This is a genomic window from Alteromonas sp. G4i13 (assembly GCF_054960505.1).
Window position 1 is genome coordinate 1 of the sequence record NZ_JBHNYX010000046.1, and the last position, 24,756, is coordinate 24,756.

General features: G+C 44.0%; 19 protein-coding genes. 10 read left to right on the plus strand and 9 right to left on the minus strand.

The window, feature by feature from the left end:
* Positions 1-116: 116 nt before the first annotated feature.
* The 3 genes from ACFI6J_RS17895 to ACFI6J_RS17905 all read right to left on the minus strand — a co-directional run bounded on the left by ACFI6J_RS17895 (position 117) and on the right by ACFI6J_RS17905 (position 2,335).
* A complete protein-coding gene (locus ACFI6J_RS17895) occupies positions 117-392 on the minus strand; it encodes a hypothetical protein (protein ID WP_348670674.1) in 276 nt (91 codons plus the stop codon).
* 219 nt (positions 393-611) lie between these two features.
* Positions 612-1,376, minus strand: coding sequence for an SDR family NAD(P)-dependent oxidoreductase (locus ACFI6J_RS17900; RefSeq protein ID WP_348670668.1), 765 nt, complete (start codon positions 1,374-1,376; stop codon positions 612-614).
* A gap of 44 nt (positions 1,377-1,420) precedes the next feature.
* Complete coding sequence (locus tag ACFI6J_RS17905; protein ID WP_348670669.1) at positions 1,421-2,335, minus strand: haloalkane dehalogenase; 915 nt, start codon at positions 2,333-2,335, stop codon at positions 1,421-1,423.
* A 245-nt stretch (positions 2,336-2,580) separates the two neighbouring features.
* Between ACFI6J_RS17905 and ACFI6J_RS17910 the strand changes: the two genes are divergently transcribed.
* From ACFI6J_RS17910 to ACFI6J_RS17925, 4 genes are all read left to right on the plus strand, one after another.
* Complete coding sequence (locus ACFI6J_RS17910) at positions 2,581-4,704, plus strand: 3-hydroxyacyl-CoA dehydrogenase NAD-binding domain-containing protein (RefSeq protein WP_348670670.1); 2,124 nt, start codon at positions 2,581-2,583, stop codon at positions 4,702-4,704.
* A gap of 160 nt (positions 4,705-4,864) precedes the next feature.
* Positions 4,865-6,046 (plus strand): acetyl-CoA C-acyltransferase, encoded by a 1,182-nt coding sequence (locus ACFI6J_RS17915; protein ID WP_014949231.1) that lies wholly within the window; start codon positions 4,865-4,867, stop codon positions 6,044-6,046.
* Positions 6,047-6,055: 9 nt separating this feature from the next.
* Positions 6,056-7,855 (plus strand): acyl-CoA dehydrogenase C-terminal domain-containing protein, encoded by a 1,800-nt coding sequence (locus ACFI6J_RS17920; RefSeq protein WP_156086322.1) that lies wholly within the window; start codon positions 6,056-6,058, stop codon positions 7,853-7,855.
* Positions 7,856-8,009: 154 nt separating this feature from the next.
* Positions 8,010-8,894, plus strand: coding sequence for an alpha/beta fold hydrolase (locus ACFI6J_RS17925; protein WP_458726333.1), 885 nt, complete (start codon positions 8,010-8,012; stop codon positions 8,892-8,894).
* 94 nt (positions 8,895-8,988) lie between these two features.
* On the opposite strand, the gene ACFI6J_RS17930 is transcribed toward ACFI6J_RS17925, so the two are convergent.
* The 4 genes from ACFI6J_RS17930 to ACFI6J_RS17945 form a co-directional block, all read right to left on the minus strand.
* Positions 8,989-9,387 (minus strand): DUF3718 domain-containing protein, encoded by a 399-nt coding sequence (locus tag ACFI6J_RS17930; protein ID WP_014949234.1) that lies wholly within the window; start codon positions 9,385-9,387, stop codon positions 8,989-8,991.
* Positions 9,388-9,685: 298 nt separating this feature from the next.
* A complete protein-coding gene (locus tag ACFI6J_RS17935) occupies positions 9,686-10,084 on the minus strand; it encodes a DUF3718 domain-containing protein (RefSeq protein ID WP_014949235.1) in 399 nt (132 codons plus the stop codon).
* A gap of 332 nt (positions 10,085-10,416) precedes the next feature.
* Positions 10,417-11,373, minus strand: coding sequence for a sugar-binding transcriptional regulator (locus ACFI6J_RS17940; protein WP_462586304.1), 957 nt, complete (start codon positions 11,371-11,373; stop codon positions 10,417-10,419).
* Positions 11,370-12,050 carry an HAD family hydrolase gene (locus ACFI6J_RS17945; protein ID WP_014976337.1) on the minus strand — a complete coding sequence of 227 codons (681 nt, stop codon included), beginning with the start codon at positions 12,048-12,050 and terminating at the stop codon, positions 11,370-11,372. Before ACFI6J_RS17945 ends, ACFI6J_RS17940 begins: the two co-directional genes overlap by 4 nt.
* A 440-nt stretch (positions 12,051-12,490) precedes the next feature.
* Between ACFI6J_RS17945 and ACFI6J_RS17950 the strand changes: the two genes are divergently transcribed.
* Complete coding sequence (locus ACFI6J_RS17950) at positions 12,491-14,206, plus strand: purine-cytosine permease family protein (protein ID WP_462586305.1); 1,716 nt, start codon at positions 12,491-12,493, stop codon at positions 14,204-14,206.
* A gap of 10 nt (positions 14,207-14,216) precedes the next feature.
* Complete coding sequence (locus ACFI6J_RS17955) at positions 14,217-15,734, plus strand: mannitol dehydrogenase family protein (RefSeq protein ID WP_462586306.1); 1,518 nt, start codon at positions 14,217-14,219, stop codon at positions 15,732-15,734.
* A gap of 170 nt (positions 15,735-15,904) precedes the next feature.
* On the opposite strand, the gene ACFI6J_RS17960 is transcribed toward ACFI6J_RS17955, so the two are convergent.
* Positions 15,905-16,297 carry a DUF3718 domain-containing protein gene (locus tag ACFI6J_RS17960; protein WP_014949240.1) on the minus strand — a complete coding sequence of 131 codons (393 nt, stop codon included), beginning with the start codon at positions 16,295-16,297 and terminating at the stop codon, positions 15,905-15,907.
* Positions 16,298-16,634: 337 nt separating this feature from the next.
* Between ACFI6J_RS17960 and ACFI6J_RS17965 the strand changes: the two genes are divergently transcribed.
* Together ACFI6J_RS17965 and ACFI6J_RS17970 are read left to right on the plus strand one after the other, a co-directional pair.
* Positions 16,635-17,087 (plus strand): Fur family transcriptional regulator, encoded by a 453-nt coding sequence (locus tag ACFI6J_RS17965; protein ID WP_075176444.1) that lies wholly within the window; start codon positions 16,635-16,637, stop codon positions 17,085-17,087.
* 40 nt (positions 17,088-17,127) lie between these two features.
* On the plus strand, positions 17,128-18,441 hold the full coding sequence (locus ACFI6J_RS17970; protein WP_462586307.1) for a dihydroorotase: 1,314 nt from the start codon (positions 17,128-17,130) through the stop codon (positions 18,439-18,441).
* A gap of 129 nt (positions 18,442-18,570) precedes the next feature.
* On the opposite strand, the gene ACFI6J_RS17975 is transcribed toward ACFI6J_RS17970, so the two are convergent.
* A complete protein-coding gene (locus ACFI6J_RS17975; protein WP_462586308.1) occupies positions 18,571-19,590 on the minus strand; it encodes a CobW family GTP-binding protein in 1,020 nt (339 codons plus the stop codon).
* A 203-nt stretch (positions 19,591-19,793) separates the two neighbouring features.
* Between ACFI6J_RS17975 and ydiJ the strand changes: the two genes are divergently transcribed.
* Both ydiJ and ACFI6J_RS17985 read left to right on the plus strand, forming a co-directional pair.
* The gene (gene ydiJ / locus ACFI6J_RS17980) at positions 19,794-22,838 is read left to right on the plus strand and encodes a D-2-hydroxyglutarate dehydrogenase YdiJ (RefSeq protein WP_462586309.1); all 3,045 of its coding nucleotides are present in this window, start codon (positions 19,794-19,796) and stop codon (positions 22,836-22,838) included.
* A gap of 16 nt (positions 22,839-22,854) precedes the next feature.
* Complete coding sequence (locus ACFI6J_RS17985; RefSeq protein ID WP_462586310.1) at positions 22,855-24,723, plus strand: CocE/NonD family hydrolase; 1,869 nt, start codon at positions 22,855-22,857, stop codon at positions 24,721-24,723.
* The last annotated feature ends 33 nt before the right edge of the window (positions 24,724-24,756 follow it).

Consider the following 24,756-nt stretch of genomic DNA (forward strand, 5'->3'; position numbering starts at 1 on the left):
ATATTTGATTCGTAGAATACTATTGCTGCGTGTGCGATAGAGTAAAAAAGAATAATAAACGCAAAGAATGGCTTTAAATAAAGGATTAACCTGATAGACGAGAACTCGCCTAAAAATTACTTAGCGCTGAAGCGGTGACTTGGCAGTGCGCTATGAATAAGGTATTGGCTTTTGGATTGTTTGGTGGTTTGAAGCGAAACATCAGTACCGCGTTTCACTGTGCTTAGCGCTAGCGGTTTATTTTGACGTTGCTTCTTTAACAGTTGCGAAGAAGGTACTTCCTTCATGCTTACAAGCGTAGATTGGGCTTCTTGCGCAATACTAACGTTAATCAACGAATAGGTTATACAAAGTAAAGTAGCTAAAAAAATGTTTTTACTTGGCTTTTTCATCACATTTTTCTCTTTTTGTTCAACTTAATCGCTAAATAAAATTATTGGGTTTTACTTGATAGGGGTTCGATTGCAGAGGCGGTTGCACTCGCCTCATTCATCGATTTTGTTTGTTCCTCTTCATTACACCTAAAGTAGAACGAAAGAGAAACATGATGAGTCATACAAAGGTATGTCAAAAAATACCTTTGCATGGATTTCGAAACTGCGAGACAAAAACTACCACGCTGTAACACCACCATCTACTGCTATGGTTTGCCCGTTCATGTAAGAGTTGCCAGGGGAAAGCATCAGCATCATGGTGTTAACGATTTCTTGCGGTTCGCCTAGACGTTTCATAGGACTTCCCATGCCTAGTTGCTCGCGCGCTTCAGGGGTGTTGTACCCGTCTACGTTCAAAATATTGGTAGGACTATAGAATGGACAAATTGCATTAACGCGAACATTCTTTCGGCCGTATTCCACCGCGGCGGTACGGGTTACCCCCGAAACCGCGTGTTTTGCTGCAGCATAAGCACCGCCTTTGGGGGCTCCACCTAGTCCCGCAAGTGAGCTTACATTTAAGACGTGCCCTTGCCTTTGTGCAAGCATAACGGGTATTTGGTACTTCATTCCAAACATAACGCCTTTTACATTCACAGCGAACTGCGAGTCCATGATTTCCTCTGTCATTTGATGAATTGGTGCAGGGTTATGCGCTATTCCTGCATTATTTACGGCTATATCCAGTTTGCCAAAGGTTTCAATGGCTGTTTCAACCAGCGCCTTATTTAGCGACTCGCTAGCAATATTACCCGCTAGCACCATGACATCAGTGAGGGCTTTTACATCCTTTTTCGTTTCCTCAAGGGCGGTTTCGTTTATGTCTGAAAGAACGAGTTTTGCTCCTCGGTTGGCAAGACCTAGCGATAACAAGCGGCCAAAACCACTGCCTGCGCCGGTAATTAATACAACTTGCCCTGAAAAGTCGAGTAGAGCATCCATGGTAATCTCCTATTAGTAACTGTTTAATGTTTTTTGAAACGTGGCTATTTCAGCTGCGTTTGGTTTATAAATTGAATGAGTAATTTGGCTAGCATTGCCCCTTGGTCTTCCTGGATAAAGTGACCACCGTTTTCTACAAGGGTATGAGCCATGCCGCTGCTACCAGGAACGAGCTTTTGAAATACCTTATCGCCACCTTTAGTGACAGGGTCGCTATCACCGAAAGCCGTAACAAAAGGTTTGTTATATTGCTTTAGCTTTTCCCATGCCTGTCTATTCGCCTGTGCCTCAGCATTGTCTGGGCTTGTAGGAACAAGAATAGGAAATATACGCGCACCTGCTTTAAAGCTTTCGTCTGGAAAAGGGGCGTCGTAAGCTGCAAGAGTCGCCTCATCTAGAACAGTGGTTGTGGCGTTTTGAATGATCGTAGATGTGGGAAATACGGCGACATCCTGTGAGAAACGGCGCCATTTGATGAAAGCATCGCTTGGCGGGTGGTCGCCAGTGGGCAATCCGGTATTAGACACCATTACACCCGAAAAACGCTCAGGCATATCGGCGACAAGTCGCAGGCCTAGTAAACCTCCCCAGTCTTGACAAAAGAGTGTAACGGGGCCCTTAGTAGCCTGTGAAAACCAGTCTTTTAGCCATATCACATGACGAGCGTAGGAGTAGTCCTCCTTTCTTACTGGTTTATCTGAGCGTCCAAAACCAATGAGATCCGGCGCGATGACATTGAATCCCGCATCAGCCAATATGGGCATCATCTTGCGGTACAAATAAGCCCACGTCGGTTCGCCGTGTATTAAAAGCACGGTATGTCCATCTTTCGGTCCACATTGATAATGGGCCATTGTTATTTCACTGCTTACTGTGTCTGTTACTTCAGTGAAACAGGGGGAGTAGGGAAAGTCAGTGATCGTGTCGAAGGCGCTTTCCGGTGTTTTAAGCACTTGCATAGCCAATCATCCTTTTGTAAATAAAATGTAATTACAAGTGTTGCCCGATTAACAAAAACACCGGTTTTATTTTCTGTCAAATAAACCTTAGGCAAGGTATGACAAGCTCTGCGCAGAGAAATGAATTCACAAAGGGGCTGGCGGTCAATATTAAATATTATGATAAATGTCTATAACACCAATAAACTTGGATGATTGACAACACTGCAATAACATCCAGTTAACGTGATAAACAGGACATGGTTATGACTGAGATGGAAAATAAAGCCGTAGAATATGCAGTACAACAGGGTGTTGCCACGCTGACAATGCAAAGTGCGCCCGTTAATGCGCTGTCACGCGTTATCAGAGTAGGGTTGATAGAAGGCATAAACAATGCACTAGATGACGACAGCGTAAGTGCCATTGTTATTACTTCTTCACTACCTATTTTTTCGGGTGGAGCTGACATCAGCGAATTCTCTGGTGGCGATTTGTCTCCCATGCTGCCTGAGGTACTAGACAAGATTGAAAATGCGTCTAAGCCGGTTGTTGCTGTTCTCCTTGGACCAGCATTCGGCGGTGGCTTAGAAGTGGCGTTAGCATGCCATCATCGCATCACCTTTGCCGACAATAAGGTGGGTCTTCCTGAGGTAAATCTAGGCATATTACCGGGCGCAGGCGGTACTCAGCGCCTTCCTCGTTTAGCCGACGCACAAACATCGTTAGAAATGATCGTAACAGGCAAGCCTACGTCGGTGGTCAAACTTCCAGGTGTCTTCGACAAAATTTCTGATAAGCCTGAGCATTTATTTGAAGATACAAAAGCGTATTTACAAGCATTAACGCCAGATAAAGCGATTAAACGCACCAGTGATATCACGCTGTCCATGTCTGACGAAACGCAGGCGGTGTTTGATGCAGTAACTGCACAAACTAAAAAAGCGACTCGTGGTTTCTTTGCTCCACTAAAATGTATCGAAGCGGTACGCGGCGCTTACACGCTCGCTTTTGAAGATGGCCTTAAAAATGAAGGCAAGCTTTTCATGGAGTGTATGAATACGCCACAGGCGCGTGCCCAGCAGCATTTCTTTTTTGCTGAACGCGCAGCAGGTCATGTGAGCGATTTCGACAAAAATACTCCTGAGCGCAACATTGATAAAGTTGCGATTATCGGCGCCGGAACAATGGGCGGTGGTATCGCTATGAACTTCGCCAATGCCGGCATTCCAGTCACAATGCTTGAGCTCAAAGAAGAAGCGCTAGAGAAGGGATTAGCGCTTATTAGAAAGAACTACGAAAACTCAGCGAAAAAAGGCAAGTTAACCCAAGAGCAGGTAGAGAGCCGCATGGCACTGCTTTCAGGTACTACGTCGTATGACGACTTAGCTGATGTTGATCTCGTCATCGAGGCCGTTTTCGAGAAGATGGAAGTAAAGAAAACCGTTTTCTCGACGCTAGATAAAGTGTGTAAGCCAGGCGCCATTTTGGCTTCAAATACGTCAACACTGGATATAGACGAAATAGCGACAGCCACATCCCGTCCTGAAGATGTGATTGGTCTTCACTTCTTCTCGCCAGCGAATGTGATGAGACTGCTAGAAGTGGTTAAAGCAGAGAAGACATCTGCTGAAGTCATTAAAACCTGCATGAAGATGGCTAAACGCATCAAGAAAGTAGCGGTGTTGGTAGGCGTTTGCTTCGGATTCGTGGGTAACCGCATGATTGAGCCTTACGGCCGTGAAGCTAACCGCTTACTGCTAGAAGGAGCAACACCTGAGCAAGTTGATCGTGTTTTAACCGAGTTTGGCATGCCAATGGGGCCGTTCACTATGGGTGATATGGCTGGATTAGATATTGGTTACTATGTACGACAGTCTCGACAAGAGCACATTGCACACGACCCCGCTTACGGTGCAGTGGCAGATCGCTTGGTAGAAAAGGGGCGGAACGGACTCAAAACCGGACGCGGAGCTTACAACTACGAACCTGGCAGTCGAGTTCCTGTCCCAGATCCAGAAGTACTAGAAATTGCCAAGCAAGAAGCAGAACGTTTAGGCGTGGTTCAGCGTTCAGACATTAGCGATGAGGAAATTCTAGTTCGCGTCATGTACTCATTGATTAACGAAGGTGCTGCCATCTTAGAAGAAGGCATTGCAGCTAAATCTAGCGATATCGATGTGATTTATGTTTACGGTTATGGCTTCCCTGTGTATCGCGGCGGCCCTATGCAATATGCCGACGAAGTAGGGCTAGGCACTATTTTAGATAAGCTGACTACCTATCGTGATCAATTGGGTGATTACGGAAAAATGTGGCTTGAACCAAGTGATTTGTTGGTGAAATTGGCCCAAAGCGGCGGCACGTTTAAAAGCTATAAAGCGAAGTAGACATAGCTCTTGTTAGCGAGAATTAATCGACGGTGAGAGCTAGCGATAGCTCTCGTTACCCGACATCCGAATTTGGTAAAGCTAGGTAACTTCGAGAAGAAGCACATAGGCCTAGATAAACTTTGGCTGAACTTTCAGCCCAACTGAAAGGAACATGAAAATGCGCGATGCAGTTATCGTAAGTACAGCACGTACGCCAATCGGGCGCGCTTATAAAGGTGCACTGAACAATTTACCAGCCCCTTCATTAGGTGGCCATGCTATTCAAAACGCAGTAGCACGCGCAGGGATCGACCCTGCCAGTGTCGACGACGTGGTAATGGGCGCAGCGCTAACCCAAGGCAGTGGCGGCATGAATATTGGCCGCTTGGCTGGCTTGGCTGGTGGTTTACCGGTCACCGTAGCGGGTATGACACTCGACCGCCAATGTAGTTCTGGCATGTATGCCATTGCTACCGCAGCGAATTCAATTCGTACAGGCGATACCAACATTATGGTTGCGGGAGGCTTAGATTCTATCTCTTTAGTGCAAAACAAGAATATGAATATGTTTCGTGCAGTAGACCCAGCACTGGTTGCTAAGCACAAAGATATTTATATGCCAATGCTTCAAACTGCGGAAGTGGTGGGTAAGCGCTACAACATTAGCCGTGACGTACAAGACGAATACGGTTACCAAAGCCAAATGCGCACAGCAGCGGCTCAAGAAGCGGGCAAGTTTGATGATGAGATTGTACCTATCACAGCAACGCAAGCCCTATTTAATAAAGAAACAGGTGAAACCTCTGAGCGTGAAGTGACCTTGTCGAAAGACGAAGGAAATCGCCCAGAAACAACACTAGAAGGGCTTAAAGCGCTTAACCCAGTGATAGAAGGTGGTTGTATTACCGCAGGTAACGCAAGCCAGCTTTCTGATGGAGCCAGCGCGACAGTGATTATGGATGAGCACTCAGCTGCAAAAGGCAATGCTCAACCTCTTGGTATTTATCGCGGTATTGCAGTGGCAGGCTGTGAGCCAGATGAAATGGGAATTGGCCCAGTGTTCGCCATTCCTAAGCTATTAAAGCAGCATGGATTAACCATGGACGATATCGGTCTATGGGAGCTTAATGAAGCGTTTGCAGTACAGGTACTGTATTGCCGCGATAAGTTAGGCATTCCAGACGAATTATTAAACGTAAACGGCGGTGCCATTTCTATTGGTCACCCATACGGCATGAGCGGTGCTCGCATGGTGGGTCATGCACTCATCGAAGGTAAACGACGCGGTGCGAAATATGTTGTTTGCACCATGTGTATCGGTGGCGGCATGGGCGCTGCTGGTCTATTTGAAGTAATATAGGTATTGGGTATGGAAGGTTATAAAGCTCCACAACGTGACGCCATGTTTGTAACACATGAGCTACTAAATTATCAAAATCACTATCAAAAGCTAGGTTTCGACGAAGCATCTGAAGATCTGGTGTCGGCGATTTTCGCTGAAGCTGCAAAGTTTTCAGAGAACGTACTGGCACCCATCAATGCATCAGGCGATGAAGAAGGGTGTAAGTGGGTTGATGGTGAAGTAACAACGCCTAAAGGTTTTAAAGAAGCTTATCAAACATATGTTGAGGGCGGATGGCCAGGAATGTCTCACCCTGAAGAATTTGGCGGTCAGGCATTACCATATTCGTTGTCATCTATCATTGCTGAGTGGTTTTCAGGCGCAAACCATTCTTGGGCGATGTACCCAGGGCTAAGCCAAGGCTGTATGGCAACAATAAAAGCCCATGGCTCTGAATTGCTACAAAAAATGTTCCTTGAAAAGCTAATTAGCGGTGAGTGGACAGGTACGATGTGTTTAACCGAAGCACACTGCGGTTCAGACCTTGGCATGTTGAAATGTCGCGCGGAACCACAAGAAGATGGTACCTACAGCTTAACAGGAACGAAGATTTTTATTTCCGCAGGTGAACACGACTTGTCTGAAAATATCATACACATTGTGTTAGCTCGATTGCCAGATGCGCCAGAGGGTACCAAAGGTATTTCACTATTTGTTGTGCCTAAGTTTAACGTGTCTGAAGATGGCGAAAAGCAAGATAGAAACGCAGTAGGCTGCGGAAGCATTGAACATAAAATGGGGATCAAAGCCAGCGCAACCTGTGTGATCAACTTTGATGGCGCAAAAGGTTATTTGATTGGGCCACCAAACCGCGGCCTAAACTGCATGTTTACGTTCATGAATACCGCACGTATTGGCACTGGTCTTGAAGGCTTGGCATCATCTGAAGCAGCATTCCAAGGCGCGCTTCGCTATGCAAAAGACCGCATTCAGTTCCGTTCATTAACAGGGCGTAAAAATCCTGATGGCCCAGCTGATCCTATTATTGTGCACCCTGATGTACGTCGTATGCTGTTAACGCAGAAAGCGTTCGCGGAAGGCAACCGAGCGCTTGCCGCTTACTGTATGCAGTTAGTTGACGTTACTTTGTATGGTAGCGACGAGGCTGAGAAGCAACTTGCGGATGCAAAACTTGCATTCTTAACGCCTATCGTAAAAGCCTTTTTAACTGAAACCGCGCAAGAAGCCACGAGTTACGGTATGCAGGTTTATGGCGGCCACGGCTTTATCAAAGAATGGGGCATGGAGCAGCTAGCTCGTGATACTCGTATCTGCACCATGTATGAAGGTACTACAGGTATTCAAGCCGTTGACCTATTAGGGCGTAAAGTAATGGGCTCTAATGGCGAATTGCTTAATGTATTTGTTCAAGAAGTGCGCGACTACTGTAATTCATTGCGTGACAACGCTCAGTTTAGTGCTTGGACTAACGCGCTAAACTCTCACCTTGACGAGTGGCAGCAGATTACTATGGACATCGGTAAGGCAGCAGCATCGAACCCAGATGAAATTGGTGCAGCGTCTGTCGATTACTTAATGTATTCAGGTTACGTTACCGTTGCTTACTTCTGGCTAAAAATGGCAGTGAAAGCACAAGAACAGCTTGATGCAGGTAGCACCGAAACCGAGTTTTATAAGAGTAAAATCTTAACAACGGGCTTCTACTTTGACCGTTTGTTAACCCGTACTCGCTCACTGGTTTCGGCAATGCAATCAGGCGCAGACAACTTGATGTCTATGCCAGAGAGTATGTTCGCTATCGAGTAACGACATAAAAGTAATACACGTGCGCTACTAAAAGACGTACGAAAGGCCGAGAAAATAATGTAGCCGAGAAAATGATTTAACCTAGTCATCATTGGATACGTTATTTTGCTCGGCCTTTTTGTTTCTTAAAAACAACATAGAGGAAGTGAGCACAGTGGTTGTTTCAAAGTACGTGAATGTTGAGGGAGCCAGCCTTCATTATTTATCCCGAGAAGAAGAGAGCGCAGAGAACCCTCTGCTTATTATGTTTCATGGCTTTCCAGAAAATGCGCACACATGGGAAGCGTTAATGGCGATACTCCCCACATCACTTGACATCATTGCCCCAGATTTGCCCGGTTATCATTTATCGAGTCCACTACCCAATGAAACGGACTACCAAGTTCCATCATTGATAAGTCGAATGGCCGCCTTCATCGAGAAAGTTCAAAAAGGCCGAAAGGTTATCTTGTTGGGACACGATTGGGGTGGGGCAATAGCGTGGCCCCTAGCAGCCTTTCACCAAACATTAATTAGCAAACTTATTATTGTTAATGCCGCTCATCCTTCTTGTTTTACACGGGCAATAAAGACCTCTTCTACGCAAAGAGCAAAAAGCCAGTATATCTCTGCGCTTATTGATAAGGGGGCAGAGCGGACCCTTACAAATACAAGCTTTACGTTATTGAAAAATATGTTAGGCAACGGCTTTTTTGAGAAAGAAACCAGCTATTCAAGGACTCTACTTAACGACTGGGGTAAACCTGAAACCCTCAGCGCGATGCTCAATTACTATCGGCAAATGCCTCAACAAGTGCCACAAAAGAATGTATCTGAGAAAGTGTTGGATGATATTCGTATACCCGAAATATTCATTCACTGCCCAACCCTGTTATTGTGGGGGGAGCAGGATGATGCGTTTGATTTAAGTGTACTAGATAAAATCGAACACTATGTTCCATTGATAGTTAAGCGGTTTAATCCGCACGCGTCGCACTGGTTACACAGGGAAAAGCCTGAATGGGTACAAAAAGAAGTGATAAATTTTATAAGGGGCTAGAAAGGGGTGAGGCCCCTAAAAGGGGCCTCGAGTGCGGCGTCCTGCCGCTACCATGTTGAATCGTTACATCACATGGTGTGATTAATTAGTTATATTAGATTCTGCCGTTAAGCTCTGTTGAAATAGGAGAGCTTTGAAGACCTTGTTCAGCAATCCACGCTTGAAGTGTCTTACCGTCTGACTCAGGCTCTGCTAAGTCTTTGCTTGGCATTTTCTTAACCAGTAGAGTACCTACTTCAACCGCATTGCTAGTAAGAGCAGTGCGAATTAGGCTTTGGCCGTTACAAGAAATGCCAGAGTAGTAATCGCGAAGCTTAAGTTTGTAGTCTGATTGAACGCTACGCATTTTCTTACGTAGTTCGCCCTTGTCATCTGCTTGAACAATTGTGCAAATGTTTGCAAGTGCTTCGTTGATGTCATTAGCCTGAGCTGCGTTAGAAAAAGCTAAAGTTGATGCTGCAATTACTAGAGAAGTTTTAACGATTTTCAACATGGTTAAATTCCTTCGGTTGTTGTTATTAAGATTGTGTTCGTTCGTTGAGATGCATTAAACCCGAATCTAACTATTTGAAAAACATGTTGTAAAATAACATGGTATGTCAAACCATACCTAAAGCGTGAGCTTGTGATACGAGCTCACGCATACCGTAGCTTGATTACCTAAGTCACTGGGTTGAAGAACGTGAAAATTTAAAGAGACAGAAAGTAAAAAGGCCCCGTAGCGGGGCCTTTCATTGCAGCTGACGCTGCAACCATGTTGAATCGACTCACATGGCTATGTGAATTAGTGCTTAGATTCTATCGTTAAGCTCAGCAGAAATTGGCGAGCTTTGTAAGCCTTGCTCTGCTATCCACGCTTGAAGTGTTTTGCCGTCTGATTCGGGCTCAGAAAGGTCTTTGCTTGGCATTTTCTTAACAAGCAGTGTACCTACCTCAACTGCGTTGTTCGTTAAGGCCGTGCGGATAAGGCTTTGACCACCGCATGAAACACCTGAGTAATAATCACGTAACTTTAATTTGAAGTCAGACTGTACGCGACGCATCTTCTTACGCAATTCGCCTTTGTCGTCAGCCTGAACAATAGTACAGATGTTTGCTAGTGCCTCGTTTACGTCATTTGCTTGTGCTGCGTTTGAAAAAGCTAATGTTGATGCTGCGATGACTAGAGAAGTTTTAACGATTTTCAACATGGTTAAATTTCCTTCGTTATATTTGTTTAATTAATCGGTTTGTCTGTTCGGGATTAATTAAAAAACAATCAGGTCGAATGAAAAACATTCATTCAAATAACAAGGTATATCGAATAATACGTTAGACTAAAGATGTAAGAGGTATGAAATGCGCTGTAGCCTTTAGTATTAAAGGGCGCAGGCAAACTAAGTTGAATTGCAATCGAAGGTCAATAAATAGCCAAATAAAGTGCAAAAAAACAACGTTAATGCTGTTTTTTTGCTTTTTGTTGAAGTTAATGCGTATTAAAAATGTACGCAATAGGCATTGTATTAATAAGAAAAGAACGAAATTAAGAAGTAAGCAGTGCTGAGGCAGTACGTTCTGTCGTGATGAGCCCATTGAGCAATTTCGATCGCAGAGCGCCTCTTATAGCGTGCAGTTTGTTGTCGCCCGCTGCAACACCCACTACAGGCTTTTCTGGCGTTGCTTTCAACTTAAAGCTCGTTACTCTCTCGTTAATATCGCAACTAATCAGCGCACCTTCTTCATTAAAGATCCTGCTTATGATTTCGCCACTTGCACCAGATTCAGCGAGGGTTGCTAATTGATCATCGTCGATAAATCCGTCTTTATACAATGGAGACACACTGCCTAAGTTACCAATGCCTACGAAGCTAATATCCGCTTGTTCGGCAAGCGTGTGAATTCTAGATATGTGTTGTTGCTGTTGCCAAATTTCCCGTTCTAGTTTACTAGATGCTATTACAGGGATAGGCATAGGATAATGCTGTGCTTTAACTCTGTCGGCTACGTGAACAGCCACGTCATAACGCGTCGCCTCTCCGTTATCAGCAATATTACCAACAAGGGAAACAATTTTATGCTGAGGGCAGTGAAGTATTGACAATTCATCAGCACAGGCACGCAGTACACGGCCAGTGCCAAACGCGATGGTTTGTGGAGCGTCGAATTTTAAAGCTCTTTCTATTGCTGCTGCACCCGCTTGACCAAGGCCAAGCGTTGAATTGGGATCGTCATCAACACTGGGCACGACTTCACAGAAAGTTAATCCGAATTTTTTCTTTATGCCTTGCGCTAATTCCATACATCTAGCAATCGGGTGTTCTAAGCGCACTTTCACAAGACCTTCCGACATGGATAACGCCACTAAGCGTTGTGCGCTTTGGCGTGATGTTTTGAGCGTTTTAGCTATCTCATCTTGCGTCTTACCACCAACATAGTACATCCATCCTGCTCTGGCGGCCTCGTCGAGTTTATTGAGTTCGTTTTGTGCTTTCTTACTCATTTAATTTTTCTCATGTCAAAAATGTCAGGGATTCGAGAGTAAAACTCGTCCCATGAATTAATGGTGTTGTCCGATGTCACAATACAATTCTGTAGATGTGCGCCACCTGTATAGTGGAAGTAGCGCATGTCCGCGGCTTTAGCGGCGGCAATCCCAGGCTGAGAGTCTTCAATAACTAGGCAGTTTGTAGGAGCAACGTTGAGAGCATTTGCCGCATATAAAAATAAATCTGGTGCTGGCTTGCCTTTATTAACGAGTGCTCGCGTGAAAATGCGGTCTTCAAAATAGGAAATAAGCCCTGTACTGGTTAACGCCTTTGTTGTTCTTTCAGGTGAACTGCTTGTGGCGACACAAAATGGAATACCTAATGAGTTAAGTGCAGAAAGTACAGAGGTGATACCGGTAGTCTTTTGTAAATGGCACTCGAAGCTGTCGAACAGTAATCCATGGAATTTGTTTTTCATGGACGTGGTAAGTGTGAGCGCAAAGTCATCTTTTAACTTACCCTGAACGTGCTCCATGCTCTTGCCAAGAAAATGCTCTATAAAATATTGTTTCGATAATGCAATATCGAAACTAGACAGAAGTGCTTGCCACGCCTGCATCGATAGCACTTCACTGTCAATCAGTACGCCATCACAATCAAAAATCACCAGTTCCACGTTGTGTGCCTGCAAGAGTCACCTTCCTTTAACTATTAACATTTAACCAACGTCCCCTTGCCAATTCCGTATTCGTACACCAAAGGTCAACAGGCCCCAATTATATGAACATTTGCCTAAGTGTAAGGTAATTGATGGCTTTTGTTCTACCTTAACAGGCAGTTCTTGAGTCCTATGACTAAATACGCGGCTTTCGGCCTCAAATTTCGACTCTAAAATTTCTTCATAGTATCAATTAGATAGATTGTATCGCGTTTATTTTGATTGGTTAATTGTGCATTTTTATTGTGTTAATTAAATAAACAAGCCTCCGTTTATTTTGTTAATGGCTGTTTACAAAGTAGAGGGTATATGCAAATATTTACAAAAATTGAGATATATCCCAATGCTTGGGCAAATGCTCTTGATGTATTTTGAAACCAGTGGGAAATACACCTACAACACGAGATTTGAAGATGAAGTCGACGTCTAGTGATATTGATATTTCACAAGTTAGTGACGAGCAACTCCCCGTCGCTAAACATAAGTTAAAAGGGTGGAAACATTTCATGGGCTTATATGCCGGTGAACATGTGGCGGCAACTGAATTCGTATTTGGTGCAACCTTTGTTGCGCTAGGCGCCACCATGACCGACATTCTGTTGGGTTTATTAATTGGTAATCTACTTGCTGTTCTCAGCTGGACACTTATCACCACGCCTATCGCTGTAGATACCCGTTTGAGCTTGTACTCGTATCTTCAGAAAATAGCTGGCGACTCTATGACCAAGCTCTATAACTGGGCGAATGTCATCATATTTACAGTGATATCGGCCGCTATGATTACGGTGTCGGCAACCGCCGTGCGCTTTGCATTAAATATTCCGGCGCAGTTAAATTGGTATCCGACTAATTTAGCTTTTGTTGCCGTCGTGCTTGCAGTCGGTGTGATAGTTGTCTTTGTCGCTATGTATGGCTTTAACGCCGTTTCCAATTTTTCTCGTATTTGTGCGCCTTGGTTGTTCACCATGTTCATTTGCGGTCCACTTATTCTAATGCCTGCACTCGCTGAATCTGTAATTGGGCAAACGTTTCTTACATCATGGAGTGACTTTATTCATATCGGTAGTACATCGGTGTGGACGGGCTTCACCCAAAGTGGTGAGCCTGGTATTGGCTTATTAGAAGTGATTGGCTTTTCGTGGGCAGCGAACACGATAACGCATTTCGGCCTTATTGATATGGCGTTACTGCGTTTTGCCAAGCGTAAACGTTACGGTTTATGTACGTCGGCGGGTATGTTATTTGGTCATTATATAGCATGGATTTCAGCCGGTATTATGGGCGCAGGAACAGCGGTTATTGTTCAAAAGTCCATTGGTGAATTAGACCCGGGCGATGTGGCTTTCCATGCATTAGGTCTTTCTGGACTCGTTATTGTTATCGTTGCAGGCTGGACTACAGCAAACGCGAATCTCTATCGCGCTGGACTTGCCGCGCAAGCTATTGTTAAAGATAAATCACGTACTACAACGACCGCGGTCGTCGGTATGGTCACCGTTGCAATTGCGTGTTTTCCGTTCGTGTTTACTAAATTACTGCCACTGTTAACGTATGCTGGATTACTTGTTGTTCCTGTAGGAGCAATTGTGTTCGCAGAGCACATGATTTTTCCGCGTATTGGGTTCACACGTTATTGGGCACATTATCAAAGCCTTACTCACAGCACGCCAGCGGTAGCGAGTTGGGGTTTGGGGCTTGTGTTTGGCTTTGGTTTAAATGTCTTAGACGTCATGTCTTTCTACTATCTATTCATACCCACGTGGTTCTTCACCATAGCTGTCTATACAGCACTGGCTGCAAAGTATGGTGCAAAACAAGCTTATCCTGAGCAAGAAGCACAAGTAGATGCTTTCAATGCACGTGTTGAAGCTCATCAGCAGCAAGAAGCGGCGTTAGAAAACGAACACGTTGAAGACGTTACTGCCGTATCTAAATTACTGCGTCTTACTTCGCTAGCGAGTTTGTTGGTGTCCATAGCATTGGCAATCAAAACTTTTTCTCTTAGTGACACGGTTGCCGCTTACGAATTGAACCGAGACCTATTCTTTAATGTTGGGTTCGCGTGCACCGTTATCTATTTCGTTACTGCGTATTGGGCGATGCGTCGCCACAAAGCGTTACAAAGCTAATAAGGTTCTTATGCAATCTCAAACGTCTATTTTATTGAACAGAGCGAACTTATCGTCGTTGCCAAATGACATAAGGCGTCCAGCTTATGATGTGGAGAACGTTCAAACGGGTATTGTTCACATTGGTGTGGGTGGTTTTCATCGGGCACATGAAGCCATGTATGTAGACAGATTAATGGCAAAAACCGGCGATCTATCGTGGGGCATTTGTGGTGTGGGTCTTCGCGAGAACGACCGTGCGATGAAAAAAGTGTTCGACGAACAAGATAACTTATATACCTTGGTTGAAAAGCACAATGACGGTTCCCGCAGTGCATCAGTTATCGGTGCAATGACGGGGTTTTTGATGGCGCCGGACGATCCTCAAGCAGTCATTGATAAAATGGCTGAGCCCGAAGTACGCATCGTATCGTTAACCATTACCGAAGGTGGCTATAATTTTGATGCTTCCTCAGGGGAATTTATTACCACTAACCCTGATGTCATTCACGATATCGAAAACCCCAAAACGCCTAAACTGGTTTTCGGCTATTTAGTTGCAGCGCTTAAAAAACGGAAAGAAAACAACGTTAGGCCTTTTACCGTTATGTCATGTGACAATATTCAGCACAATGGCCATGTGTTAAAGAAAATGCTGCTTGCGTATATTGAACTGTTTGACCAAGCGTTTGCTACTTGGGTTAACGAAAACGTGAGTTTCCCTAATTCAATGGTAGACAGAATAACGCCTGCAACCACAAATGAAGATATCGCAACGTTAAGGGCTCAGGGCGTAGAAGATGCTTGGCCTGTAGTGTGTGAGCCTTTTGACCAGTGGGTTATTGAAGATGACTTTTGCAATACCAAGCCGTGTTTAGATTTAGTCGGCGCGCAGTTTGTAAGCGATGTGGCACCGTACGAAAAGCTTAAGCTTCGTATGCTCAATGCGGGCCATTCAGTACTTGGCTTGGTTGGTTCTGTAGCAGGGCTTGAAACTATCCATGAAAGTGTTGAAGCGAAACAGTTAAAGCGTCTTCTATCAATCTTTATGGAACAAGAGGTTATGCCAACACTCGACCAAGTAGAGGGGATTGACGTGTATGAATACAGAGATACGCTGCTATCTCGTTTCTCCAACCCTTTCATTAAAGATACGCTAGCGCGAATTTGCCTTGAAAGTTCGGCTAAGCTTCCGGTGTTTTTATTGCCCACCGTGCGAGATAATTTGGCGGCCAACAGAGACACCGATATAAGTGCTTTAGTTATTGCTTGCTGGGCCTTCTATTCAGACAGGCATGCCTCTCAAGACGGTAAGTCACTTGAAATCAACGATGTGTTAGCTGATAAGTTACACAACGCGGCTAGTAATAACCAAATAGACAGCCTTAGTTTTTTAATGCTAGAAGAAGTATTTGGTAAGCTGGTTGATGAAGCGAGTTTTACCGCTAGTTTCCAGGGCTTTGTAGAGCGCTTGTATCAACAAGAGCCGGTGTTGCTGATTAGCGAAAAGGTAGCAAACAATAAACTCGAGCTTGCCAGAGCTTGTTAGATTGTATGGGGAATCTGTATTAGTACGAAGGAGAGTAGGGAATACTCTCCTTTTTTATGCATTGAATTTTATCAACTGATACAAAAGAAAAAAGCGACCCGAGGGTCGCTTTCTAAAGTGCAGATTTCTCTGCAACCATGTTGAACTGGTTCACATGGTGTGAAACTGTTTTATAGGCGGTCGTTGATAACCGCAGCAATTGGGTTATCTTGCAGACCGTTTTCTGCAACCCAAGCTTGAAGTGTTTTTCCATCAGCTTCAGGTGCTTCTAAATCACTTTTTGGCATTTTCTTAACAAGTAACTCGCCAGCTTCTAAAGCATTGTTTAGCAGTGCTGTACGAATTAGGCTGTTACCGCCACAGCTAATTGCTGAGTAGTAGTCTTTAAGTTTCATACGGTAGTCTGATTCGACTGAACGCATTTTCTTACGTAGTTCGCCTTTATCGTCCGCTTGAACGATAGTGCAAATATTCGCTAGTGCTTCGTTAACATCAGCCTGTGCTACGCCCGACACACCTAATGTCGCTGCGATAACAAGAGAAGTTTTAACAATTTTCAACATGGTTAATTCCTCAAGTACTTCTATAGATTGTTTGTTTGTTCGGGAGGATTAAACGACAAAAATGAAATCTTGAAAACGTTCTAAGCGATACTTAGGTATGTGGTTTCATAAGTATAGTAAGGTAATTGAATTAAGCCTCTGTCGTTCGCATCGAGGCTTGAACCACTCTTTTACAAAAACAATTCTTTAGTGCCTTTTTGTGGTGCAGGGCTGACAATAATCACTTGAAAGTGATATGTTATAGTGTAACACTTGAGGTGCGTGATTAATCGCTTTGGGTTGTGAACGCCATGCCATTTAATGTCACAGGAAATCGTCATTTTGACGCTAGGGTTATATGAATCGACGGTTTGTAAATTTACTTGCGGTAGCAAAGGATAAATGCGACTCGGACGGTTTGCGCTTAACAGAAAAACGCAAAAGAGTATTGAACTTATTAATAGATGCCCAAGCTCCGCTTTCCGCTTACGAGATAAAGGATATGTTCACTACGAGGTATTCTGAAGATGTAAAGCCTATGACGATATATCGCGCACTAGAGTTTCTCACTGAGACTGATTTAGTACACAAACTGAATTTGAACAACAAGTTTGTCGCGTGTTCTCAAGCAAAATGTTGCGAGCATCACGGGTACTCACAGTTTTTAATTTGTGTTCAATGTGGCTCTGTTGAAGAAGTTGCGATAGACCCAACCATATCTGAAAATCTTGTTAAGCAAGCTAAAAATCTAGGGTGCGATATTGTAACGCCACACCTTGAAGTGGCGTGTATCTGCAAGCACTGCAAGTAATGCAGCGCTACTTTTTTAATCTACTCATATCTTTAGTGTCATGAAACTAATTATAAATAATGCCTCTACCTCGTCACGGTTATTAGGCAAAAATGAAGATGAAATAACGTCTGTTTCACTATTAATTGATGGCGGAAAAATAGCTGCTCTTTCGGAAACCCCCATCACTATAAAGTCGGTAAAGACCATAGATGCGAAAGGCTTGTTTTTATCGCCTGGCCTTCTTGATCCCCAAGTACATTTCAGGGAACCGGGGATGGAATACAAAGAAGACATAGAATCGGGTAGTAAAGCCGCAGTTAAAGGTGGGTTTACAGCAGTAGTTTCAATGCCTAATACAACGCCTACAGCTGATAATGCAGATACTGTACGTTTCATGGTAGAAACAGCAGCTAAAAAAGGCTTGTGTAAAGTCTACCCAACGGGCGCGCTTTCAAAGGGATTAGAAGGAAAGTCCATGACTGACTTCAGCGCCTTAACAAGCGCTGGTGCAGTGGCAATTACCGATGACGGTAAAGGCGTTCAAAACAATGCGTTATTTAAGCAAGCTCTCGTTAGTGCTAAGCACCTAGGGGTTCCAGTTCTCGATCACAGTGAAGACGAGACTTTATCAAATGGGGGAGCAATACATGAAGGCGAAATTTCAAAAAAATTCAATGTGAAGGGTATAAAGTCAGCCTCTGAATCTGTGCACGTCGAACGTGGTTGTGACTATAGTTTGGAAACCGGTGGTCATTATCACGTATTGCATGTTTCCACATCGGCTTCTATTGAAGCGGTAAAGCAAGCAAAAGAACGTGGCGCCAACGTTACTGTAGAAGTTTCTCCTCATCACTTGTTGTTATGTGACGAAGATATCGCCATAAAATCTGATGGGACTTTAGATGCGAATTGGAAAATGAATCCACCACTTCGTTCTAGAGAAGATATGCTGGCGTGTCAAAATGCCCTTGTTGAGGGTGTAATAGACGCTATAGCAACGGATCATGCACCTCACTCGCCTGAGGAAAAAAAGCAACCTATTGAACAGGCACCGTTTGGGATTATTGGTCTTGAAACTGCGTTTCCTCTGATCTTCACCCATTTCGTAAAAACCAAAAAGCTAACGCTTGGTCGTGCCATCGATTTAATGAGTAAAAATGCAGGTGACATTTTCGGCATACGATGTGGAAGAATTGAACAAGACGAAGTGGCAGATCTTGTGCTGTTCGACTTAAATAACGCGTTTACGGTAACGCCATCCTTTTTCGCCTCTAAGTTTCAGAACTCGCCATTTATAGGAGAAACGCTGTATGGAGAAACGCATACAACCATAGTTGCGGGCAACATTGTGTATTCACGAGGTAGTATTTAGACAAATACAGCACCTCTAATTTCAATAACACTGCGGCGGCGCTTCTCTCTTTGGTGCCGCGTGATAGCCTCGCGCTGTTACTGCGTCAAATGTTATAAAAAGACTGCCTTGATGCTAAAAATTATTGCACTAGTAAACCGAAAGACACTTTGTGAGCTCTTCATCCCAAATAGGGTTAAGTTCAATAGCGATAATTTCAATTTTAGTTTCACTACACTCACTTAATTCGGCTTCGGTAACCTCGTTGTCAACAACGTTATAGCTAAAGACACCGTCACTTGTTATGACAACTGCTTTAAGCCTTTCAACGTTAAGGTTGTGCATCCATTTTAGTAGTGCAATGCGGTCAAACTCCCTGGAAGGTGAGAAACGCCACCCGACAGCTTTAAAACCTTCGCCTTTATTCTCTACTCTCAATACACCTGAGTCAGGAAAAGGCTGTTCATTTATTGAGGGCGTAGTGGTAGTTTTGTGGTCGTGCAATTTTTGTGCTTTGATATGAGTAAGTGCACTTGAGCTTCCCTTTAATACGCTAATTGGGAACTCTCCCTTTTCGCACAGTAAGACGGGCGTGTTTGGCTTGGTACGTTGGACGACATAGGTCTCCAATGCTTCGGTATCTGAATGAGTGTAAAGGTCTTGTTTGTTCCCCACAATAACGTCAGCAATGGCGATTTGCTGATTGAAGGTATCATGAGAGGTATAGCGAGGATCAGCGAGCTTTCTTGCGTCAACCAAAGTTACCGTTTTTTGTATGTCGAGAACGTCTTGATAATGCTCGGCAGCTAGTGTTTGTAGTACTTCTATAGGATGCCCCAAACCAGTCGGCTCAATAAGCAAACGGTTTGGTTTAGATTCGGCCAACAGCTGATTAAGAGCAATCTGCATTGGCAGCCCCGCGGCACAGCACATACACCCACCCGGCACTTCTCTAATAAATACTCGCTTTTCATTGCTAGCATTATTGTTAGGTGCTTTATTTCGCGAGCCGTTTACCAATGAGCCATCGATACCAATCTCACCAAACTCATTGATTAGTATTGCCCAGCGTTCATTTGCAGGTTTTTGTTTTAATAAATGTAATAGCGAGGATGTTTTACCCACACCCAAAAAGCCAGTAATGATGTTAGTAGGTACAGCTTTTATCATTGTGAATGTCTTCGTTGAAAGTCATATGAAAATATCAAAACTCTCACACAAGGCTATCATAGCAGGGAGTACATCCCTATGAATTAATCATGATGTGTTATATTATAACATTTAGGCAGGGTGTTCACCGCGATATACGCTTAAGGTAAGAAAATTTCGCAGTAACAAAATCTCCCTCATTTTTAACATAGGAAAATCAACAAGTGACTCTTCCCGCGTTGACGGTCGAATCCAATCTAGCCGCACAATATAAAGCATTTGTAGAGCGCCTAAAGATGAGTGACTTCACCGGTGATATCGAAACGGCCTATAGTGCTCGCATCGCGCATGCTACTGACAACTCAGTCTATTACAAAGTCCCGCAGGCCATTATCTACCCAAAATCTACTGAAGATTGTCAGTGTATAGGTAAATTAGGCAGCCACTTCCCAGATGTCGCATTCTCTGCCCGTGGTGGTGGCACTGGTACTAATGGGCAGAGTTTAACCGATGGTATCGTTGTCGATATCCGTCGTTATCTAAATGAGATCATTGAACTGAACCTGGAAGAAGGGTGGGTTAGGGTTCAAGCGGGTATAGTCAAAGATTCACTCAACGACGCATTGCGCCCGCACGGCCTGTTCTTTTCCCCTGATCTATCAACCAGCAATCGCGCTACGCTTGGCGGTATGATAAGCACTGATGCGTCGGGGCAGGGGTCATTAGTGTATGGTAAAACCAGCGACCACGTCATCGGACTAAAAGCAGTGCTTGCGAATGGCGAGATAATTGAAACCGCAAAAATTTCGCGGGATGAAGCTTTACTTAAAGCAAGTGGCTGTACGTCAGAAGCCGCAATTTATCAACAAGCAATGCGTACCTGTATTCAACATCGAGAGGGCATTTTAAAAACATTTCCCCGCTTAAACCGCTTTTTGACGGGGTACGATTTAGAACACGTAGTTGACGGTGATAACATTGACATTGGTAGGCTAATCACAGGTGCAGAGGGCTCACTTGCGTTTGTTACGGAAGCGACGTTAACACTTGATAAAATAGCGCCACTGAAAGCGCTTGTTAACATATCCTACCGTTCATTTGACGCGGCGCTTCGACATGCGCCAGTGTTGGTAAAAGCCAAAGCAACCAGTGTTGAAACCATCGATAGCACGGTACTTAACTTTGCGAAAACCGACATTGTGTGGCATTCCATTCATCATTTAATAGCAGATGTTCCAGATAACGAGTTGTTGGGTTTAAATCTTGTAGAGTTCAACGCCGATTCTGCAGAAGAAATGAAAGTTCATATTGAACAGTTAGAAGTGGCAATTACACAAGAGATAGGACGAGATGGCAGCAGCATAACAGGCTATAGCGTCACCTATGACAAGCCCGATATTCAGCGCATCTATGCCATGCGGAAAAAAGCCGTTGGGCTGCTTGGTAAGGTAAAGGGCAATCAAAAGCCCATTGCATTTGCCGAAGATACCGCTGTCCCGCCGGAAAACTTGGCCGACTTCATTGGTGAGTTTCGAGCATTATTAGACAGCCATAATTTAAAATATGGCATGTTCGGTCACGTTGATGCTGGTGTTTTGCACGTGAGGCCGGCACTAGATTTATCAGAACCACAGCAAGAAGCACTGATGCATACGCTTTCTGATGAGGTAGTGGCACTTGTTGCTAAGTACGGTGGATTGATGTGGGGAGAGCATGGCAAGGGATTTCGAAGTGAATACGGCCCCGCATTTTTTGGCGAAACACTGTTCAATGAAATGCGCAAGATCAAAGCCGTATTTGACCCCCATAACCAGATGAACCCCGGCAAAATCTGCACACCGATAGAGAGTGATGATAAATTAGTCTCGGTGAAAGATATTAAAAGAGCCGGGATTGAGCGGGTTATTCCCGTCAGCATAAAACAAGATGTGTTTCCTGCTTTTGAATGTAACGGCAATGGACTGTGTTTCAACTACGAGCCTACATCACCTATGTGCCCGTCTAGCAAGGTTACCCACGATAGGCGGCACACACCGAAAGGGCGCGCAAGCATGCTAAGAGAGTGGACGCGGCTATTATCGCTTAGTACTGGATTTGACACTACGTTAAAAAATGAAGGGTTGTCGTATAAGCAGTTCAAAAGTAACTTTCTATCTCGGTTTAAGAACTCCATTTTAAGTAACAAGCCAGACTTTTCACACGAAGTCAAAGAGGTCATGGATGGGTGTTTGGCGTGCAAATCATGTACACATCAATGCCCGGTGAATATTGATGTGCCGCACTTCAGGTCAATATTTTTGTCTATTTACTATCGACGGTATTTGCGACCTTTAAAAGATATGCTGGTTGCTAATATAGAAACGATTGCTCCATTGAGCGCGCGTGCGCCTAAACTTCATAATGCCCTAATAGAGCTAAAATGGGTGAAGCGCTTCTTGGAGAAGCAAGTAGGGTATAAAGATGCTCCTCAGCTTTCTTATCCCACGTTAACTAGCCGAGTAAAAGCACAAACAGTGCCGTTTGATTTACAACGCCTTTCCCAAATGAATACAGAAGAGCGAAAAAATTATATCGCTGTCGTTCAAGATCCCTTTACCAGTTATTACGATGCGGCTAGCGTCGAGAAGCTGATAAGTGTGATCTATAAGCTTGGCTTTAAACCCATGGTAGTGCCGTATACGCCCAATGGAAAACCTGCTCACGTAAAAGGCTTTCTGGATAAGTTCGAAAAACAAGCGATAAAGACCGCTAACTTACTCAATCAACTCCATGCACTAGACATAACTATGGTAGGCACTGATGCGTCGCTAGTGTTGTGTTACAGAGATGAATACAAGAAGTATTTGCGTGATAAAAGAGGTAACTTCTTTGTGCATACTATCGATGAATGGCTGGATTGGGTTTTAACTGAAAAGCACATAGTAAAGGCGATGATTAAAAAGCGATTCAGTTTGCTTGCACACTGTAGTGAAAAAACGGCTATGCCGGCGCTGACAACCCGCTGGCAAAGCATTTTTGAGAAACTTGGTGCTAATTTAACAGTACAGCCCTCAGGATGTTGCGGTATGGCTGGAACCTATGGTCACGAAGCTTCACATTATAAAAATTCAAAAGCGCTTTACGAATTAAGTTGGTCAGGTGTGTTCAAGCAATGTAGCACACAGCATGAAGTGCTTGTAAGCGGCTTTTCATGTCGAAGCCAAGTTGCAAGGTTTGAAGGTAAAAAGCCACGTCACCCTATCGCGGTGGTAAATGAATTAATCCAATAACAAAAAAGGACAGAAAATGAAGGTGGTAATGCGCAGCATTATGCTGGTGGTACTTTTGTTAACAACTACGTATGCATTCAGTGAACAAAGTGAAACCGATGCTAGGGAAGCCTATATAAGGGCAAACTACACGAAATACGAATACCAAATTCCAATGCGTGATGGCGTAAAACTGTTTACGTCAGTCTATGTGCCAAACGATAGAACAGACGCTTACCCTTTTATGATGCAGCGTACGCCTTATCGCGTTGCTCCTTATGGTGTTAGTAAGTACAAAAAGCGCTTGGGACCGAGCGAAGCTTTCGAAAAGGAAGGTTTTATTTTTGTGTTCCAAGATGTGCGTGGCAAATTCATGTCTGAAGGAGAGTTTGTCAATATGCGTCCTCAAGACGCTTATAAGCGCGGTAAAGATGCGACGGATGATGCTACTGATACCTATGACACTATCGAGTGGCTCGTAAAAAATGTTGAAGGCAATAACGGTAAAGTGGGGATGTGGGGCACATCGTATCCTGGCTATTACACGTCAGTCGCCTCTATAAATAGCCACCCCGCGCTAAAGGCTATTTCTCCACAAGCTCCAATTGCAGATTGGTTTTTTGATGACTTCCATCGAAATGGGGCGTTTGTGACCCCTATGGCGTTTATATTTTTCGACACGTTTGATAAGCAGCGTGATGGTACGTTTGCGTATTGGCCTGAAGGAATGAAGTCAGAAACACCAGATGGCTATCAATTTTTTAAAAATTTAGGCCCGCTTTCCAATGTCAACGACAAGTACTTTCACGGTGAACGACCATTTTGGAATGAAGTTATTCAACACCCTAATTATGACGACTATTGGAAGTCACGAGATGTATTGCAACATTTATCTAAGACAAAGCCTGCGACGCTGGTTGTCGGCGGTTGGTACGACACCGAAGACTTATACGGCCCGCTTTACACCTACCAAACCATGTCACATAACAACAAAAAGGATCATGTAAAGCTGGTGATGGGTCCTTGGTATCACGGTCAATGGCAGAGTGAAAAAGGTGGAACGGAACTCGGCGAAGCGCATTTCGGATTTGACACCAGCGCTTGGTTTCAAAAAGACGTGTTATTACCGTTCTTCAAGCAACACTTGAAAGGGGCCAATGATGCAAACATTGCCACTGCAACTATGTTTGAAACGGGGAGTAATCGTTGGCGTCACTTTGATGTCTGGCCACCCAAAGATACATCTCAAAAAACGTTATTCTTAGCAGGAAAGGAAAAGCTGGTTGAAAATGCAAATAACACCGGAAGCAGCGAATATGTGAGCGATCCGAACAAACCCGTTCCACACTCTGCAAAAATTAGCCGCGGGTGGGATAGACCTTATATGGTCGAAGATCAGAGGTTTGCAGCGAGAAGGCCTGATGTGCTGGTATTCGAAACAGAAATACTAGAAAACGACCTCACTATCGCTGGCGCCATAGACCTAAATTTGTGGTTTTCAACAAACAAATCTGCTGCCGATGTAGTCGTAAAACTGGTCGATGTTTTTCCGTCTGTAGATGACAATGTCAATAAGGCGGATATGGAGAAAGGTAATCGCCATGAGTTGGTGCGTTGGGGCGTGTTACGCGGTCGTTTTAGAGAAAGTATGAGTAAGCCCAAAGCGTTTGTTCCTAATCAGCCCACGGAAATTGGCTTTGAACTTTACGATGTATTACATACATTCAAACGAGGACATAAGCTACAAATTCAAATACAAAGTAGCATGTTTCCGTTTCTTGATTTAAACCCGCAGAATTATGTTGAAAACATTTTTAACGCTAAAGAGAGCGATTTCACCAGAGCATTCCACACGATTTATCACAATGATGAGCATCAGAGTTCGATAAGCTTCAACGTGCTGTAAGTTTAATTTACTCAAAAGTAAAAAAAGCCCTGT

Bases quoted from the DNA above. Each gene is read 5' to 3' on its own strand.
- ACFI6J_RS17895 (WP_348670674.1), bottom strand. From the start codon at position 392: ATGAAAAAGCCAAGTAAAAACATTTTTTTAGCTACTTTACTTTGTATA.
- ACFI6J_RS17900 (WP_348670668.1), bottom strand. From the start codon at position 1,376: ATGGATGCTCTACTCGACTTTTCAGGGCAAGTTGTATTAATTACCGGC.
- ACFI6J_RS17905 (WP_348670669.1), bottom strand. From the start codon at position 2,335: ATGCAAGTGCTTAAAACACCGGAAAGCGCCTTCGACACGATCACTGAC.
- ACFI6J_RS17910 (WP_348670670.1), top strand. From the start codon at position 2,581: ATGACTGAGATGGAAAATAAAGCCGTAGAATATGCAGTACAACAGGGT.
- ACFI6J_RS17915 (WP_014949231.1), top strand. From the start codon at position 4,865: ATGCGCGATGCAGTTATCGTAAGTACAGCACGTACGCCAATCGGGCGC.
- ACFI6J_RS17920 (WP_156086322.1), top strand. From the start codon at position 6,056: ATGGAAGGTTATAAAGCTCCACAACGTGACGCCATGTTTGTAACACAT.
- ACFI6J_RS17930 (WP_014949234.1), bottom strand. From the start codon at position 9,387: ATGTTGAAAATCGTTAAAACTTCTCTAGTAATTGCAGCATCAACTTTA.
- ACFI6J_RS17935 (WP_014949235.1), bottom strand. From the start codon at position 10,084: ATGTTGAAAATCGTTAAAACTTCTCTAGTCATCGCAGCATCAACATTA.
- ACFI6J_RS17940 (WP_462586304.1), bottom strand. From the start codon at position 11,373: ATGAGTAAGAAAGCACAAAACGAACTCAATAAACTCGACGAGGCCGCC.
- ACFI6J_RS17950 (WP_462586305.1), top strand. From the start codon at position 12,491: ATGAAGTCGACGTCTAGTGATATTGATATTTCACAAGTTAGTGACGAG.
- ACFI6J_RS17955 (WP_462586306.1), top strand. From the start codon at position 14,217: ATGCAATCTCAAACGTCTATTTTATTGAACAGAGCGAACTTATCGTCG.
- ACFI6J_RS17960 (WP_014949240.1), bottom strand. From the start codon at position 16,297: ATGTTGAAAATTGTTAAAACTTCTCTTGTTATCGCAGCGACATTAGGT.
- ACFI6J_RS17965 (WP_075176444.1), top strand. From the start codon at position 16,635: ATGAATCGACGGTTTGTAAATTTACTTGCGGTAGCAAAGGATAAATGC.
- ACFI6J_RS17970 (WP_462586307.1), top strand. From the start codon at position 17,128: ATGAAACTAATTATAAATAATGCCTCTACCTCGTCACGGTTATTAGGC.
- ACFI6J_RS17975 (WP_462586308.1), bottom strand. From the start codon at position 19,590: ATGATAAAAGCTGTACCTACTAACATCATTACTGGCTTTTTGGGTGTG.
- ACFI6J_RS17985 (WP_462586310.1), top strand. From the start codon at position 22,855: ATGAAGGTGGTAATGCGCAGCATTATGCTGGTGGTACTTTTGTTAACA.